This is a genomic window from Caballeronia sp. PC1, assembly GCF_021353155.1.
In the GTDB taxonomy this organism is placed as follows: Bacteria; Pseudomonadota; Gammaproteobacteria; order Burkholderiales; family Burkholderiaceae; genus Caballeronia; species Caballeronia cordobensis.
Genome location: NZ_JAJUBH010000001.1, coordinates 2,141,521 through 2,157,110 on the forward strand (window position 1 = coordinate 2,141,521; position 15,590 = coordinate 2,157,110).

Consider the following 15,590-nt stretch of genomic DNA (forward strand, 5'->3'; position numbering starts at 1 on the left):
TCACTCGAACGCCTTGTCGTTAGGCTCGGCGTAGAGCTTCTGCATCGTCTCGCTCATGGGGAAATCGAAGTTGATGCTCTTCGGCGGCACGGGTTTCATGAACCACTTGTCGTACATCGTCTTGATCTCGGGGCTTTTCATCACCTGGGTCATGGCGTCGTCGACGAGCTTCTTGAATTCGGGATCGTCCTTTCGCAGCATGAACCCGTACGCCTCCGACGACTGCGGCGTGCCGACGATCACCCAGTCCGAAGGCTTCGCCGTGAGCGAGCGCGTGCCGGCCAGCAGCACGTCGTCCATCATGTAAGCCGCCGCGCGCCCGGTTTCGAGCGTCGCGCGCCCTTCCCCGTAATCCTTCGCGCTGATGATGCTCATGTTCATCTTCTTCTCTTCGTTCATTTTGCGAAGAATGCGCTCGGATGTCGTGCCCTGATTCGTGACCACGGTCTTGCCCGCGAGATCGGGAAAATCCTTGATGCCCGAATCCTTCTTCGTGAGCAAGCGCGTCGTCGCGACGAAAAACGTGTCGGAAAACGCGACCTGATTCTGCCGCGACGTGAGATTGGTCGTCACGCCGCATTCGAGATCGACCGTGCCGTTCTGCACCAGCGAAATGCGGTTCTGCGACGTGACCGGGATGAAGCGCACGCGCAAGTCCGGATGCTTCGTCTTCGCCTTCACGGCGTCGATCACCTTGTTGCACAAGTCCTGCGAAAAGCCGATGACATCGTTGTTCGCATCGACATAGGAGAACGGCACGGACGTTTCGCGATGGCCGATCGCGATCAGATTGACGTGCTGAATTTTGGCGAGCGTGCCCTGGCCCTCCTGGCCATGGCTTGCGCCCGCGACGAGCGAAAGCGCGGCGAACGCGACGACGGATGCGGCGAGCGGCTTGGAGTGCATGGCATTTCCTTTTCGGATGGAATGATACATATGTTGCCATTTCAAAATATTGAGCAACATATGTATTCACCCTTAGCTGATTCGTGACGCGAGACGCCGCGACTTTTGCTTACAAATGTCACAGCCGGCGCGTCCACCGTGCGCGTTGCGCGGCGTTATAGCTGACAGGCATCCACAGGAGTCGCTGCCATGAACGTCGCTACCGAGATTCAAACGAAGCCGTCCCGCATTCATCCGCTCGTCGCTGCGGCCGCCGTGTCGGTCATCCTCGCGTGCGGAACGGGTATCGCGGCCATGACGGGCCTGCTGCCACTGTCGAAAGCGACGGCAACGGCCGCCGCGGTCACGGCCTCGCCGCTCGTCGATGTGCAAACGGCCAAGCCCGTGACGCAGGCTTCGGCGCAGGCCCCGGCGCAGGAAGCCGCATCGTTGCCGCGCGCCGTGCGCGGACATCATCCGACGCCGGTTCACCGGCCCGCGCCTGCGCCCGCTCAGCAGAACACGTCCTACACACCGGCCACAGCGCCCGCCTACGATCCCTACGCCGGTGAAGTGACCGCCGTGAACGCGGTGCAGACCGCGCAGCCGACGACCGGCCTGGGCGCGATCGGCGGCGCGGTGGCGGGTGGCCTCGCGGGCACGCAGATCGGCAACGGCCGCGGGCGCACGGCGGCGACGATCATCGGTGCGATCGGAGGCGGCCTCGCGGGCAATCAGATCGAGCGCGTGGTCCACAAGGCGACGACGTATCAGGTGCAGGTCCGCATGAACGACGGCAGCGTGCGCAGCTTCAACTACGAGACCGCGCCCGGCGTGGCGGTCGGCCAGAAAGTGCATGTGTCCGGCGAGACGCTGACGCCCGCCTGAGCAAACGGCGACGCGCCTTAAGACACGGCTAATTTTCCGGTGCGATGATGTTTCCCACGTTCAACGCACCAATCCGCATAGCTTCGGGAGCACTGTCGTGAAGAAAAAGACGACGAACAAGAAGTCCAGCCGTCCGGCGATGTCGCCGCTCTTGCGCGCGCTGACCTATAGCCGCACGGCGCGCGAGCCGATGATCGAGGCGATGCTGCTGCAATGCTATGTGGCGCTCGATGCGTTTCATCGCGGACAGGGCTCGCAGCCGCTTTTCATGACGCTCTGCCGTCACATGCTCGTTGCCGAGGAGTTGTGTCAGCTCGGCCATGCGCCGGACGCCGGGCACGAGATCACGCTCGCGCACGAAGCGCTCGTCGCGCTCGATGCGCGCCATGCGGCGGAAGCGGCGTGGTCGTTGAGCGCGGACGAACATGCCGTGCTGTGCGACGCGCTCGACCTCTTTGCGGCGCAACTCGAAGACGCGACGCTCGAACATATCGCGCAGGCGGAGGCGAGCATGGTCACGCAATCGCTCGTCGCGGCGAACCTGCGCTCGGGCATCGGGCGCGCGCAGACGGTGTCGTCGGCAGGCTGAAAATTCGGTTGCGAATCAGGGCTTTCCCCCAATAGGCTGATCAAATTGCGAATGTGTTTGCGAACGTACATTGTTACGACGCAAGGTTCGCAATACTCTGTTCCAGCGCACGGGGGGAAGCAGCAGAACGCGCTGAGAGACCGAGAAACAGGATGGGCGGCACTCTGCCGCGGTGTGGGTGAAAGCAGAGCGCAACAACAAGAATCAAAGCGCGAGTTTTTGCCAACGACGCAGCGAGTCGCAGGTGAAGGAAGCCATCGTCCCGACAAAGAAGTTCAAGAGCCGGCATTCGCCGGCTTTTTCTTTTTGCGTCGAGGCACGGTTCGTCGTTTCGCGCACGCGCCGCCGGCGATGGCGGACCCGGGATCAGCGATAGGCGGCGAACACCGTCCGCGCGCATTCGGCGCACCAGCGACGCGACGCCGCATCGGCACGCGCTTCCCAGACGTGACCGTAGGCGCATTGCCAGCGCAGGGGCGTCGAGGCGTCCACATAGCTGCTCGAGAGCAGCATGCCGCCGCGCACACGCGCCACTTCGTGCAGGCGCTTCGTCTCCAGGGTCATGCGCTCGGACGCGCAGTTCATGCAGCGCACGTTCTGCGCGATGTCGAGCGCGGTGTCCCAGTGATGGCCGCGCCCGCATTCCCATACGGGAATCACTGTCGCGCCGGCGCCTTGCAGCATCTGATCGCGATAGGTCGCCGCCTCGTCCATCAGACGAAGGCGCGTTTCAGAGAGAGGAAATTCGCTCATCGTATGCGTGGAATCAGCGCTGGCCGCCGCGGATAGACTCGGAACGCGATGTCGTCACAACGATGCCGTCAGGATCGAAATGCGCGTTGAACATGGCGTCCTGATTGACGCCGTCTTCGAGCCAATGCCAGCTCCACACGCGCTCCTTCTTGAGCCGGTATTCCGCGACCTCGGTCGGCTTGCCGAGCAGCCTGCGGACTTCGTCCATCGTCATGCCGGGCCGCACCTTGGCGATATTCGCGGCGGTCAGCACCTGCGTCACGGAAACGAAGCGGCCGCTCGCGTCGAGATCGACCATATAGGTGTTCGTGCCCGCCGGTCCGCGCGGATATTCCAGCCGCTTGCTGCCGTCCGTGTAGTTACGTTCGGTTTCGGGCTCGCCCATCTGCTCGCGGATCTGCGCTTCGGTCGTCACGCCCGGCTGCAGATTTTTGAGCAGCAAATTGTCCGGCTTCACGGCGTTGAAAAGCGCTTTCAACTTGTTCAAGCCTTCCTCGCTTTGCTGCTGATCGCAGCCGGACAGCAACAGCGACATCGACACTGCCGCGGCCAGCGCGGCAATCACGGTCTTCTTCATGGGTAACTCCTTCCGCGTGCGCCGGATCAGCCGCCCGCGCCGAGCAGCGGCATCGGATCGACCGCGGCACCGGACTTTCTGACTTCGAAATGCAGGGCCGGCGTACCGGTGGGTGCCGTGCCCATATCCGCGATCGTCGCACCCTGCTTGACGGAATCGCCTTCCTTCACGAGCAGCTTATCGTTATACGCATACGCCGTCAGATAGTCGTTGCTGTGCTTGACGATGATCATGCGCCCGTAAGAACGCAGGCCGCTGCCCGCATAGACGACCTTGCCGGCCGCCGCCGCCTTCACGGGCTGTCCGACCTTGCCCTCGATATCGATGCCCTTGTTGCCGCTCGCGCCGAACTTGCGCACGACTTCGCCGCGCACGGGCCAGACGAACGTGCCCTTCGCAGCGGAGGCGGTGACGGCGGGCTGATGCTCTTCGCTCGCGGCTGGCTTTTCCGCCGCGGGTTTCTGCGCCACGGATTTCTCCGGCGTGGGCAAAAGCGGCGGCTGGGCGATCTTCGCGCCCGTGGATGCCGCGGCGGCGTTGCTTGCCGTCGCAGATGCGCCCGGCGGCGTCACGCGCAACACCTGCCCGACGTTGACCTGCCTGCTTTCTGGCAGATTGTTCCACGTCGCCAGATCGGCGGGCTTCTGCTTGAAGTTGCGCGAAATGGCGTAGAGCGTGTCGCCCGGCTTCACGCGGTAGAAGCCCGGCTCGACGGCCGCGGACGTGGCCGGACCGAGCGGCACGACCGGCGCGGGCGTCACGCTCGGCGACGTGGTCTGCACGACCGGCGGCGCGCTCAACGCCGAATTCTCGACGATCGGCGCGGGCGTGCGCGGCGTCGATGAACATCCGGCGAATCCCGCCACGAGCGCCATGCCCGCGATCGCCGCCCACGGTTTCGCTCCGAAAGCGCTTTTATGCACCACAACCAGCTTTTCCATGCTCTTCGTCTTGACTCTTCTGACTAGTCCGGCCGCGCTCGCACGCGGCGCCCTCGTTATGCACACATGCTCAGAGCGATGCTCCGAACGAATTCCAAACTCTGAAGAAACACAAACCCCGCCAGCATAAAACATTACAGAAACAATTTCGTCGCTGTGATCTAAACGATTCACTTTGAAAACCGCCGACGTAACCGTTTGGCATTCTAAATTTTTGACGTAAATCGCGGGACCTCTTAGCACGCGCCACCGGGGCAATTCGCGCACCACTGCGCCGACAATCTTTGACAGTCAGCAGGCCACCCTTTCCGCTACATTTTCCGCGCCCGGTTGCAGGTCCCCCTGCAACCCGCAATTCTCAATCTCAATGGAGTCTCAACGCATGCAAATCCTGCAACACGGCATCATCCTCAGTCTGATCATCGGCGGCGTGGCCGGCTGGCTCGCCGGCCTCATCATGAACGGCAGCGGTTTCGGCGTGATCGTCGATATCCTCGTCGGCATCGTGGGCGGCGTCATCGGTGGATGGCTCTTCGGCATGCTCGGCGTCTCGTTCGGCGGCGGCATCCTAGGCACGCTGATCACCGCTGTGATCGGCGCGATGGTGCTGATTTTCGTCATCCGCCTGTTCCGCCGCGGATAACGCCGCTGCACTGCGCTCGCGAGGCGGCCCGTCCGGCGGCCTCGCGGGGGGATGCATCCGAACTCAGGCCTTCGAGTTGCGCCGGCTCATTTTCCACAGCGCGCCGATCGCAATCGGCACGATCGCCGCACCGATCCCCACCAGCACGATCACATTCAGATACTGCTTGATGAACGGAATGTTGCCGAAGAAATAGCCGAGCAACACGAGCAGCAGCACCCAGATGAGCGCGCCCAGAATATTGAAGAGCTGAAAGCGCGCGTGACTCATCGACGACACCCCCGCGACGAACGGCGCGAAGGTCCGCACCACCGGCACGAAACGCGCGATCACGATAGTCTTGCCGCCGTGTTTCTCGTAGAAGTTGTGCGTCTTTTGCAGCGCCGCCCGGTCGAGAAAGCGTTCGAGCACGGGAATGTTCGTGTCGAAGACCTTCGGCCCGATGGCGCGCCCGATCCAGTAATTCACCGTATTGCCGACGATCGCCGCGACGAGCAGCAGCGCGATCAGCGCGAACAGATCCATCTCGTGCGATGCGGCGAACGCCCCGCCGATGAACAGCAGCGAATCGCCCGGCAGGAACGGAAACACGACGAGCCCGGTTTCGCAAAACACGATCAGGAACAAGACCGCGTAGACCCAGGCGCCGTAATTCTGGATGAAGACACCGAGCGACTTGTCGATGTGAAGGATGAGTCCCAGGAATTGCAGCAGCGTGTCCAAAAAAGCTTTCCTCGAAAAAATTGCACCGGCGCGGCAAAAAATTGCGCGTCGGCAACGAACAGGGGAGTCGCGCCATGATACCGAAGTGACGCGGCGCGCCGGTTAAAAAACCGTGTCGAAGCGCCAACCTGCGTTCAGTTGGCGGCCGTGGACAGATGCGGTGCGCGAAGAAGGCGCCCGGTCGCGAACGCTATAATTTCGTCATGGCCGATCTCAACGAACCCACCGCCAGCGCCGCCATCGACAGCCCGGCAGCCGCTTTGACAGCCGGCGACGCGCGCCGTTCGCGCGCCATCGCCCCGCTGCCCGACCAGCTCATCAGCCAGATCGCCGCGGGCGAAGTCGTGGAGCGGCCGGCGTCGGTCGTCAAGGAGCTGCTGGAAAACGCGCTCGACGCTGGCGCGCGCACGCTGCGCATCACGCTCGACGAAGGCGGCGTGAAGCGCATCGTGGTCGCCGACGACGGCTACGGCATGCCGCCGAACGAACTTCCCCTCGCGCTCATGCGCCACGCGACGAGCAAGATCCGCTCGCTCGCCGAACTCGAAGCCGTCGCCACGCTCGGGTTTCGCGGCGAGGCGATCGCATCGATCGCGTCCGTCGCCGAATTGTTCATCACGAGCCGCACCGAAAGCTGCCCGCACGCGACGCGCATCGACGCGCAGACCGGTGTGATCTCGCCCGCCGCGGGCACCGTCGGCACCACGATGGAAGTGCGCGAGCTGTACTTCAACACGCCCGCGCGCCGCAAGTTCCTGAAGAGCGAGCAGACCGAACTCGGCCATTGCCTCGATGTGATTCGCCGCACGGCGCTCGCGCGGCCCGACGTCGCGATTTCGGTGATGCACAACGGCCGCGCCGTCGAGCACTGGAACGCGAGCGATCCGCAGGCGCGCGTCGCGAAGATTCTCGGCGAGGTGTTCGAGACCGCGCATCTGCCGCTCGACGAGCGCGCGGGTCCGCTCGCCGTCTATGGCTGCGCCGGTTTGCCGACCGCGAGCCGCGGCCGCGCCGACCAGCAATATTTCTTCGTGAACGGCCGTTTCGTGCGCGACAAGCTGCTCACGCACGCCGTGCGCGCCGCGTACGAAGACGTGCTGCACGGCAACCGCTACCCGGCGTACGTGCTGTTTCTCGACCTGCCGCCCGAATCGGTCGATGTGAACGTGCATCCGTCGAAGATCGAAGTGCGCTTTCGCGATTCGCGCTCGATTCACCAGTACGTGTTTCACGCCGTGCAGCGTGCGCTCGCGCGGCATGCGGGCGCATCGCCGGAAACGACCTCGGGCGGGCACGCGGCGCAACTCACGCCCACGGGCGAAACGTCGTTCAGCGCGAAGCCTTTTTCCGGCACGCCTGAAACGCTCTCGTTGAAAAGCGAGAACGGCACGAACTGGATGCGTCAGTCGCGCATGACGCAAGGCACGCTGCCGGTCGCGCAGCCGCTCGCGCTCTACGATGCGCTCTTCGGCCGCAAGGATGCCGGCGCCGGCACGCCCGATGCCACGACCACGCGCGACGCGCCGTCGCCGGCGCTGGCGTGGGCGTCGGAGGACACGCCGGCTTACAACGCACCGCTCGATAGCCACGACGAACAGCCGCTCGGTTTCGCCGTCGGCCAGATTCACGGCATCTATGTGCTCGCGCAGAACGCGCGTGGGCTCGTGATCGTCGACATGCACGCCGCGCACGAGCGCATTCTTTACGAGCAGTTCAAGCACGCGCTCGCCGATCGCGCGATCGCCGTGCAGCCGCTGCTGATTCCCGTCTCGATGACGGCCGAGCCGGTCGAAATCGGCATCGTCGAGGAAGAGCGCGAGACGCTCGACGCGCTCGGCTTCGATCTCGCCGTGCTCTCGCCGACCTCGATCGCGATCCGCGCCGTGCCCGCGCTTTTGAAAGACGCCGATCTGCAAGCGCTTGCGCGCGCCGTGCTCGCGGATCTGCATGCCTACGGCGGCTCGCGCGTGCTGACCGAACGCCAGCACGAACTGCTCGGCACGCTCGCCTGCCACAACGCGGTGCGGGCGAACCGGCGGCTCACGCTCGACGAGATGAACGCGCTTTTGCGCCAGATGGAAGCGACCGAGCGCGCGGACCAGTGCAATCACGGCCGGCCGACGTGGTATCAGCTAACCCTCGCCGATCTCGACCGGCTTTTCATGCGCGGACAATGAGCGCCTTGCCGGTAGCCTGTCTGCTTGGCCCGACGGCGTCTGGAAAAACCGCCGCCGCGCTGGCGTTCGCGGCGCGGCATCCTGTCGAGATCGTCAGCGTGGATTCGGCGCTCGTCTATCGCGAGATGGATATCGGCACGGCCAAGCCGAGCGCGGAGGAGCGCGCGGCCGCGCCGCATCATCTGATCGACATCATCGATCCCGCCGATTCGTATTCCGCCGCGCAGTTTCGCGCGGACGCGCTGCGGCTTGTGGGCGAGATCGTCGCGCGCGGCAACGTGCCGTTGCTGGTCGGCGGCACGATGCTGTACTACAAGGCGCTGACGCAAGGACTCAACGATCTTCCCTCCGCCGATGCCGACGTGCGCGCCGCGCTCGATGCCGACGCCGCCCGCGACGGCTGGCCCGCGTTGCATGCGCGCCTGGCCGAAGTCGATCCGCAGACCGCCGCGCGCCTCGCGCCGAACGACTCGCAGCGCATCCAGCGCGCGCTGGAAGTGTTCATGCTGTCCGGCAAGCCGATGTCCGCGCTGCTCGCCGCGCCGCGCATTCAGGATCGGGAAACGCCGTACCGCTTCGTGCCGGTGGCGCTGGAGCCGTCGGATCGCGCGGTGCTGCACAAGCGCATCGAGGCGCGCTTCGATGCGATGCTCGCGCACGGTTTCATCGACGAAGTGCGCGCGTTGCGTGCGCGCGGCGATCTGGATCTCTCGATGCCGTCGATGCGCTGCGTCGGTTATCGGCAAGCGTGGGAGTATCTCGACGGCGCATGCGGCTACGATGAAATGCGCGACAAAGGCATCTTCGCGACGCGGCAGTTGTGCAAGCGGCAATTGACGTGGTTGAGGGCGATGCCTGAAAGAGTCGTCGTGGATTGTTGTGCGGGGGATGCGACGGAGCGGGTGGTGGAGGCGGTGGAGCGGATTTTAGGGCGCTGAGGCCGACACCGCTTTGCGGGTAGGCCCTGAACGTCCACCCGCGCTATGATTGACGGGCCCCCACCGCGCCATTCGGATTCGATATGAGCAGACCTTCCGCGGCCCTATACGCCCATCGCGACGACATTCTTCGCATTGTCGCCGCCAATCGCGCGGCCAACGCGCGCGTCTTCGGTTCCGTGTTGCATGGCGACGACGACGACGAGAGCGATCTCGATATTCTCGTGGACCCGCTGCCCGGAGCGACATTGCTCGATCTCGGCGCGATTCAGGTCGAGCTCGAAGATCTGCTCGGCGTATCGGTCGACGTCGTGACGCCGCAGGATCTGCCCGCGGCATTTCGCGGCGAAGTGCTCGACGAGGCGCGCATCGTATGAACGCAAAGCAGCGACAATTGCGTCTCGGGGACTATCTGGAACACATGCGGGACGCATCGAGAACCGCGCGCGGGTACCTCGATGGAATCGACAAATCCGAATTCCTCGAAACCCGCATGATCCAGCAAGCCGTCATTCTGAATCTAATCGTGATCGGCGAGGCGGCGGTTCAGATCGAAGCGGAGTTTCCCGAATTCGCAGCGGCCACGCCGGGCGTACCTTGGAAGAAACTGCGCGGCATGCGCAATCGAATGACACACGGTTACTTCGATACAAACCTCGATATCGTATGGGAAACGGTGAAAACCGCTCTGCCTGATCTCGAGCAGCTACTACTGCAACATCCGGGCTAAAAATACAAAACCCTCGCACCGAGCGAGGGTTTTGGCTGCAACCAAACGGCAAGCGACTTAAACCACCACCGTCTGCGCCTCCCCTTCCTTGCTTTCGCGCACGACGCCGATCTTCCAGACCTGCTCGCCCGCACCCGACAGCAAACCGGTAGCCGCATCGGCATCTTCGGCCGCGACGATCACCGCCATGCCGATGCCGCAATTGAACACGCGATGCATCTCCGCATCCGCAACGCCGCCGTGCTTCTGCAGCCACGCGAACAGCGGCGGCAGCGGCCACGCGCGATGATCCAGCTCCGCCGTCAGCCCTTCGCGCAGCACGCGCGGAATGTTCTCGACGAGACCACCGCCCGTGATATGCGCCATGCCCTTCACCGTGACGCTCTGCATCGCGGCAAGCAGCGGCTTGACGTAGATGCGCGTGGGCGCCATCAGCGCGTCGGCGAGCGAGCGGCCGTCGAAATCGGCGTTCAGATCGGGATTCGCGCGCTCGATGATCTTGCGCACCAGCGAATAACCGTTCGAATGAATGCCGCTCGACGCGAGGCCCAGCACGACGTCGCCCGGCTTGATCGTGCTGCCGTCGATGATCTTGCTCTTTTCCACCGCGCCGACCGCGAAACCGGCGAGGTCGTATTCGCCGTCCGGATACATGCCCGGCATTTCCGCCGTCTCGCCGCCGATCAGCGCGCAGCCCGCGTATTCGCAGCCCTGCGCGATGCCCTTCACGACGTCCGCGGCGGTATCGACATCCAGCTTGCCGCACGCGAAGTAATCGAGGAAAAAGAGCGGCTCGGCGCCCTGCACCAGAATATCGTTGACGCTCATCGCGACGAGATCCTGGCCGACCGTGTCGTGGCGGTTCAGCGTGAAGGCGAGGCGCAGCTTGGTGCCGACGCCGTCCGTGCCCGACACGAGCACCGGTTCCTTGTACTTCTTCGGCACTTCGAAAAGCGCGCCGAATCCGCCGATGCCGCCCAGCACGCCTTCGCGCAGCGTCTTTTTGGCAAACGGCTTGATGCGATCGACGAGCGCGTCGCCCGCGTCGATGTCCACACCCGCGTCGCGATACGACAGACCCTGGGTGCCGGAGGCGGATTTCGGTTGATTCATGGGGGGAGTGCGAGAAGGTCGGTAAAATGCGATTTTACCCGATGATGACCCGACGACCGGATTTCCCGCACGCGGCGCACGCGCCGGCAACGCTCTTTTCGAGATTCAGCCCGAAAACCCGAGCGCAGCCGCGAAATGCCCGCGAAACGGTCCGATGCGGCTTTGCGCGTCTCGCGCACGGCTCATCCGCCGGTTTTCAAGATATGCCCGACGCAAGGCCCGACGACACCGATCTCCCGTGCAACGCCAACTGACGCTCGATCTGGGCACGCCGCCGCCCGCCACGTTCGATAATTTCTTCGCCGCCGGCAATCACGAGCTGATCGCGCGGCTGCGCGAGCTCGAAGGCGCGCTCGCGGCCGGCCCCGTCGCGGACCGCACGTTCTACGTGTGGGGCGAGCCGGGCAGCGGCCGCAGCCACTTGCTGCAGGCGCTCACGCACGAAGCGAACGGCCACGCGCGCTATCTGAGCCCGCAAAGCGCGCTCAACGCGTTCGGCTTCGATCCGCGCGTGACGCTCTATGCCATCGACGATTGCGACCGACTGTCGCCCGCGCAGCAGATCGCGCTCTTCAATCTCTTCAACGAAGTGCGCGCGCAGCCCACCAGCGCGCTCGTCGCCACCGGCAACGACGCGCCGCTCGCGCTCACCGTGCGCGAAGACCTGCGCACGCGGCTCGGCTGGGGCCTCGTGTTCCATCTCCAGCCGCTTTCGGACGAGGCGAAGGCGTCGGTGCTCAAGCACGCGGCGCGCGAGCGCGGCATCGTGCTGGCGGACGACGTGCCGGGCTATCTGCTCACGCACTTTCGCCGCGACATGCCGAGCCTCATGGCGCTGCTCGACGAACTCGACCGCTTCTCGCTCGAACAAAAACGCGCGGTGACGCGCCCTCTTCTGCGTGCGATGCTCCAGCAAACCGGCCGCGCCGCGCCGCTCGCACCGGTCGCAACCGACGACGCGCCGGCCCGGAATTCGGGCGCGGATGGCGCGTCCGCCGCGCCGGACAACGATCCGACCCGCTTCAAGTAAAATGCGCACCCATGAACCTCGCCCTGTTTGATCTCGACCACACGCTCATCCCCACCGACAGCGACCACGAATGGGGCCGCTTCATGGTGAAGCTCGGCATCGTCGAAGCGGAATCTTTCGCCCGTCAGAACGATGCCTTCTACGCCGATTACAAGGCGGGCGTGCTCGATATCAACGCGTATCTGCATGCCATGCTCGCGCCGCTCGCGAAATATTCGCGCGAGCAACTGACCGACTGGCACGCCCAGTTCATGCGCGAAGTGATCAATCCGCGCATCGTGCCGGCGGCCGTAACGCTGGTGCGCGAGCATCAGGACAACGGCGATCTCTGCTGTCTCGTCACCGCGACCAACGCGTTCATCACCGCGCCGATCGCCGAGGCGTTCGGCATCGAAACGCTGATCGCGTGCGAAGTGGAAACTGTCGGCAATCATCCGGCGGGCGCGCTCACCGGCCGGCCCACGGGCACGCCGAGCTATCGCGAAGGCAAGATCGTGCGGGTCGAGCAATGGCTCGCGTCGATCGGCAAGACACTCGGCGACTTCAAGCACAGCTATTTCTACAGCGACTCGCACAACGACATCCCGCTGCTTGCGCGCGTCACCGACCCGGTCGCGACCAATCCCGACGACACCCTGCGCGCGCACGCGCAAGCCCAAGGCTGGCGCATCCTGAACCTGTTCGACACACGTGATTAAAAAACTCATCCGCAAGCTGTTCGGGCAAGAAAGCGCCTCCGCCGACGAAGGCAATGCAGGCGCAGCCAACGACACGCCGAACGCTTCGCAAGAAGCAAAACCCGCTCGCAAGAGCACGCGCAAGAAAGCCGCCCCGCACGTGAAGCGCGATCCGAACGTGCCGGTGATCCTGTCCTCGGAGATCCACGGCATCGATCCGTCGCTGATCTCGAAGAACGCCGTGCGCGTCACCGAAGGCCTGCAGCACGCGGGACACCGCGCGTTCATCGTCGGCGGCGCGGTGCGCGATCTGCTGCTCGGCGTTGCGCCCAAGGACTTCGACGTCGCCACCGACGGCACGCCCGATCAGGTGCAAAAGCTCTTTCGCCGCGCCCGCATCATCGGGCGGCGCTTTCAGATCGTCCATGTGCAGTTCGGGCAGGAGATCATCGAGACATCGACGTTCCGCGCGCTCATGGATGTGCCGCCGGAGCCGTCCGCCGAACCGCCGCGGCGGCTGAAGCGCGGCGAACTCGATGGCCGCACGCATGCCGTCGACGCAAGCGGCCGCGTGCTGCGCGACAACGTCTGGGGCGAGCAGCACGAAGACGCCACGCGGCGCGATTTCACCATCAACGCGATGTACTACGATCCGGCCACGCAAACCGTGCTGGATTATCACGACGGCATGGCCGATATCCGCGCGCGGCTGTTGCGCATGATCGGCGATCCGGCCACGCGTTATCGCGAAGATCCGGTGCGCATGCTGCGCGTCGTGCGCTTCGCGGCGAAGCTCGGCTTCGAGATCGACGAAGCCACGCGCGCGCCTATCAAGGATCTCGCGGACCTGATGAACAACGTGCCGGCCGCGCGTCTCTTCGACGAGATGCTGAAGCTGCTGCTCTCGGGTCACGCGCTCGCGTGTCTCACGCGGCTGCGTCAGGAAGGCCTGCATCACGGCGTGCTGCCGCTGCTCGATGTCGTGCTCGAACAGCCGCACGGCGAGAAGTTCGTCACGCTCGCGCTCACCAGCACCGACGAACGCGTGCGCGCGGGCAAACCGGTTTCGCCGGGCTTTCTCTTCGCCACGCTGCTGTGGCACGACGTGCAGACGCGCTGGCAGCAATTCACCGCGAACGGCGAGTATCCGGTGCCCGCGTTGCATCGCGCGATGGACGACGTGCTCGACATGCAGACCGAGAAGCTCGCCATCCACAAGCGCTACTCGTCCGATATGCGCGAGATCTGGGGTCTTCAGCATCGGCTGGAAAAACGCGGCCGCAGCGCGCTGAAGCTGCTGGAACACCAAAGATTCAGAGCGGGGTATGATTTCCTGCTACTGCGTTGCGAATCGGGCGAGCTCGACGCCGAAGTCGGCCAATGGTGGAGCGACTTCATCAGCGGCGATCACGCCGAACGCGAAGCGCTGTTGTCGCAAGGCGGCAAGGAGAAGAGCGGCCCGAAGAAGCGGCGGCGTCGCAGCAACGCGAAGCGCCGCTCGGGCGAGTCGGCGGAGCAGCCCGCGCAGGGAAGCGAAGGTGAAGCAAGTCCCGGTGCGGCGACTCAGCGCGAAGACGCCGACAACGAGTAAGGCCGGATTTGGTTACAGTAGCGAGAAAGCGCTGTGGCTTTCCCGTTTTTCGCTGCAACCTACGCGTAGGACTTCTGCCATGACGATTGCTTATCTGGGCCTGGGAGCGAATCTCGGCGATGCGCGCCAGACCCTGAAAGACGCAGTCGTGTGTCTCGCCCAGCAGCACACGATCACCGTGCTCGCGAAATCGAGCCTGTATCGCACCGCGCCGATCGACGCTTCGGGCGACGATTATTTCAATTGCGTCGTCAAGCTCGAAACGAGTCTGCCGGCGCGGTCGCTTCTGCGTCTGTGTCATCACATCGAGGAGCAGTTCGGCCGCGAGCGGCCCTATCGCAATGCGCCGCGCACGCTCGACCTGGATATTCTGCTGTACGGCGCATCGAGCATCGACGAAGCGGATCTCGTCGTGCCGCATCCGCGCATGACCGAACGCGCCTTCGTGCTCGTGCCGCTCGTCGAGCTCGAACCCGAGCTCATTCTTCCTCAACGCGGCCGCGCGGATGCCTTCATTGCCGGCGTCGCCGATCAGCGCATCGAGAAAGTGGCGACGTGCCAGTGCATGGCCGGCGCGCCAGCGCGCGACGCGAACGCCGACACCGCCCCTTCCAACAAGACAGACTGCCGATGAGTGTTCCGCCACTGACCGTCACCGCGCCGCAACTGCGGCCGCCGCATCGCTACATTGCAATCGAAGGCCCGATCGGCGTCGGCAAGACGACGCTTGCGACCTTGCTCGCCGAACGCTGGTCGATGCGCACGCTGTTCGAGCGCCCGCAGGACAATCCGTTTCTCGAGCGCTTCTATCGCGACACCACGCGTCATGCGCTCGCCACGCAACTGAGCTTCGCCTTGCAGCGCGCATCGCAGACGCGGGAAGCCGCCGATATCGTCACGAGCGGCTCCACGCTCATGACCGACTTCCTCACGCAGAAAAGCGAGCTGTTCGCGCGCCTCACGCTGCCCGACGACGAGTTCCAGCTTTACAGGGACATGGCCTCGCACATTCGTTCGAGCGGCCCCGCGCCCGATCTCGTCATCTATCTGCAGGCGAGCCCGGAAGTGCTGTTCGCACGCATCCAGAAACGCGCGCTGCCGATGGAACTGCAAATCTCCGATTCCTATCTGCGCGCGCTCTGCGATGCTTATAACGAGTTCTTCTATCACTACGACGCGACGCCGGTGCTCACGGTCAACGCCGAGCATCTGAATCCGCTCGCATCGGATGAAGATCTCGCGCTCCTCCTGGAGCGCATCGGGTCCATGCGCGGGCGCAAGGAATTCTTTGTCAAAGGCGTGTCGGCCTGACCGGGCCCGAGCGCGCCGGCCGAT

Annotated in this window: 18 protein-coding genes; 12 read left to right on the forward strand and 6 right to left on the reverse strand. The window is 64.4% G+C overall.

Features of this window, described 5'->3' with window-relative positions:
* Nucleotides 1-906, reverse strand: coding sequence for a glutamate/aspartate ABC transporter substrate-binding protein (locus LY284_RS10270; RefSeq protein ID WP_045451851.1), 906 nt, complete (start codon nucleotides 904-906; stop codon nucleotides 1-3).
* Between the two features lie 189 nt (nucleotides 907-1,095).
* Between LY284_RS10270 and LY284_RS10275 the strand changes: the two genes are divergently transcribed.
* Nucleotides 1,096-1,773 carry a glycine zipper 2TM domain-containing protein gene (locus tag LY284_RS10275; protein ID WP_045450351.1) on the forward strand — a complete coding sequence of 226 codons (678 nt, stop codon included), beginning with the start codon at nucleotides 1,096-1,098 and terminating at the stop codon, nucleotides 1,771-1,773.
* Nucleotides 1,774-1,870: 97 nt separating this feature from the next.
* A complete protein-coding gene (locus LY284_RS10280; RefSeq protein ID WP_014190514.1) occupies nucleotides 1,871-2,362 on the forward strand; it encodes a hypothetical protein in 492 nt (163 codons plus the stop codon).
* Between the two features lie 366 nt (nucleotides 2,363-2,728).
* On the opposite strand, the gene LY284_RS10285 is transcribed toward LY284_RS10280, so the two are convergent.
* The 3 genes from LY284_RS10285 to LY284_RS10295 are packed head-to-tail and all read right to left on the reverse strand — an operon-like array spanning nucleotide 2,729 to nucleotide 4,633.
* Complete coding sequence (locus tag LY284_RS10285; protein WP_014190513.1) at nucleotides 2,729-3,115, reverse strand: hypothetical protein; 387 nt, start codon at nucleotides 3,113-3,115, stop codon at nucleotides 2,729-2,731.
* Between the two features lie 13 nt (nucleotides 3,116-3,128).
* Nucleotides 3,129-3,692 carry an outer membrane protein assembly factor BamE gene (bamE, locus tag LY284_RS10290; RefSeq protein ID WP_041730142.1) on the reverse strand — a complete coding sequence of 188 codons (564 nt, stop codon included), beginning with the start codon at nucleotides 3,690-3,692 and terminating at the stop codon, nucleotides 3,129-3,131.
* A gap of 26 nt (nucleotides 3,693-3,718) precedes the next feature.
* The gene (locus tag LY284_RS10295) at nucleotides 3,719-4,633 is read right to left on the reverse strand and encodes a peptidoglycan DD-metalloendopeptidase family protein (RefSeq protein WP_041730141.1); all 915 of its coding nucleotides are present in this window, start codon (nucleotides 4,631-4,633) and stop codon (nucleotides 3,719-3,721) included.
* A gap of 391 nt (nucleotides 4,634-5,024) precedes the next feature.
* Here LY284_RS10295 and LY284_RS10300 point away from each other — a divergent pair, with 391 nt between their 5' ends.
* Nucleotides 5,025-5,276 carry a GlsB/YeaQ/YmgE family stress response membrane protein gene (locus LY284_RS10300; RefSeq protein WP_041730925.1) on the forward strand — a complete coding sequence of 84 codons (252 nt, stop codon included), beginning with the start codon at nucleotides 5,025-5,027 and terminating at the stop codon, nucleotides 5,274-5,276.
* 63 nt (nucleotides 5,277-5,339) lie between these two features.
* Here LY284_RS10300 and LY284_RS10305 read toward each other — a convergent pair whose 3' ends face one another.
* Nucleotides 5,340-5,999, reverse strand: coding sequence for a DedA family protein (locus LY284_RS10305; RefSeq protein ID WP_014190509.1), 660 nt, complete (start codon nucleotides 5,997-5,999; stop codon nucleotides 5,340-5,342).
* 203 nt (nucleotides 6,000-6,202) lie between these two features.
* Between LY284_RS10305 and mutL the strand changes: the two genes are divergently transcribed.
* The 4 genes from mutL to LY284_RS10325 all read left to right on the forward strand — a co-directional run bounded on the left by mutL (nucleotide 6,203) and on the right by LY284_RS10325 (nucleotide 9,844).
* The gene (mutL, locus tag LY284_RS10310; RefSeq protein ID WP_041730923.1) at nucleotides 6,203-8,176 is read left to right on the forward strand and encodes a DNA mismatch repair endonuclease MutL; all 1,974 of its coding nucleotides are present in this window, start codon (nucleotides 6,203-6,205) and stop codon (nucleotides 8,174-8,176) included.
* Nucleotides 8,173-9,114 (forward strand): tRNA (adenosine(37)-N6)-dimethylallyltransferase MiaA, encoded by a 942-nt coding sequence (gene miaA / locus LY284_RS10315; RefSeq protein WP_014190507.1) that lies wholly within the window; start codon nucleotides 8,173-8,175, stop codon nucleotides 9,112-9,114. The genes mutL and miaA overlap by 4 nt, the downstream gene beginning before the upstream one ends.
* An 83-nt stretch (nucleotides 9,115-9,197) precedes the next feature.
* Nucleotides 9,198-9,491, forward strand: coding sequence for a nucleotidyltransferase family protein (locus LY284_RS10320; RefSeq protein ID WP_014190506.1), 294 nt, complete (start codon nucleotides 9,198-9,200; stop codon nucleotides 9,489-9,491).
* Complete coding sequence (locus tag LY284_RS10325) at nucleotides 9,488-9,844, forward strand: DUF86 domain-containing protein (RefSeq protein ID WP_014190505.1); 357 nt, start codon at nucleotides 9,488-9,490, stop codon at nucleotides 9,842-9,844. Before LY284_RS10320 ends, LY284_RS10325 begins: the two co-directional genes overlap by 4 nt.
* A 57-nt stretch (nucleotides 9,845-9,901) precedes the next feature.
* Here the strand turns inward: LY284_RS10325 and purM are convergent, their stop codons facing one another.
* Nucleotides 9,902-10,957, reverse strand: a complete 1,056-nt coding sequence (gene purM / locus LY284_RS10330) for a phosphoribosylformylglycinamidine cyclo-ligase (RefSeq protein ID WP_014190504.1) — start codon at nucleotides 10,955-10,957, stop codon at nucleotides 9,902-9,904.
* A gap of 238 nt (nucleotides 10,958-11,195) precedes the next feature.
* Between purM and hda the strand changes: the two genes are divergently transcribed.
* The 5 genes from hda to LY284_RS10355 all read left to right on the forward strand — a co-directional run bounded on the left by hda (nucleotide 11,196) and on the right by LY284_RS10355 (nucleotide 15,566).
* On the forward strand, nucleotides 11,196-11,987 hold the full coding sequence (gene hda / locus LY284_RS10335; protein WP_014190503.1) for a DnaA regulatory inactivator Hda: 792 nt from the start codon (nucleotides 11,196-11,198) through the stop codon (nucleotides 11,985-11,987).
* Between the two features lie 11 nt (nucleotides 11,988-11,998).
* The gene (locus LY284_RS10340) at nucleotides 11,999-12,685 is read left to right on the forward strand and encodes an HAD family phosphatase (RefSeq protein ID WP_014190502.1); all 687 of its coding nucleotides are present in this window, start codon (nucleotides 11,999-12,001) and stop codon (nucleotides 12,683-12,685) included.
* Nucleotides 12,678-14,255: a polynucleotide adenylyltransferase PcnB gene (gene pcnB, locus LY284_RS10345; protein ID WP_014190501.1), complete on the forward strand. Its 1,578-nt coding sequence runs from the start codon at nucleotides 12,678-12,680 to the stop codon at nucleotides 14,253-14,255. Before LY284_RS10340 ends, pcnB begins: the two co-directional genes overlap by 8 nt.
* A 79-nt stretch (nucleotides 14,256-14,334) precedes the next feature.
* A complete protein-coding gene (gene folK, locus LY284_RS10350) occupies nucleotides 14,335-14,889 on the forward strand; it encodes a 2-amino-4-hydroxy-6-hydroxymethyldihydropteridine diphosphokinase (RefSeq protein WP_014190500.1) in 555 nt (184 codons plus the stop codon).
* Nucleotides 14,886-15,566, forward strand: coding sequence for a deoxynucleoside kinase (locus LY284_RS10355; RefSeq protein ID WP_014190499.1), 681 nt, complete (start codon nucleotides 14,886-14,888; stop codon nucleotides 15,564-15,566). The genes folK and LY284_RS10355 overlap by 4 nt, the downstream gene beginning before the upstream one ends.
* Nucleotides 15,567-15,590 lie beyond the last annotated feature (24 nt).